At 34.5% G+C, this 417-nt stretch carries 1 protein-coding gene; it reads right to left on the reverse strand.

Annotated elements, in window-relative coordinates; translation table 11 throughout:
• A partial coding sequence (locus AC1DND_RS29530) for a hypothetical protein (protein WP_477586606.1) occupies nt 1–223 on the reverse strand: 223 nt, incomplete at its 3' end.
• Nucleotides 224–417 lie beyond the last annotated feature (194 nt).

Consider the following 417-nt stretch of genomic DNA (forward strand, 5'->3'; position numbering starts at 1 on the left):
AGTCATAAGTAATTATAGCTAAAACCTCATTCTGATTGTTCAGTAATTTAGTTTCAGGTTTAGAAAACCCTTCACTTTTTAACAGGTAAATACCTGCCTGGGTAGTGGCTATTGCCGAATTTTTCCACGAACTAAAATTCAGCGAAAATTTTAATAGTCCGTTGTTAAATACCTGATAATTGCTATCAAATAAACCTTTTCTCCAATTTAATACCTGTTCCATCTCACAAAAGGATTTAATTTCACTACTAATGGCGCATTGTTGATATCACTATGATTGGCATGAAGCAGGCAATAAGTGTAACTACCCGTTTGTTGTAAATATGCTTAATAAACAAACCTGCTACAATCAATAATTCATTGTCTGTATCCGATGATATTGCACCGCTATAGCTGCTTGCGTTATACGTGATGTGC

This window comes from Pedobacter sp. 01N416, assembly GCF_056399685.1.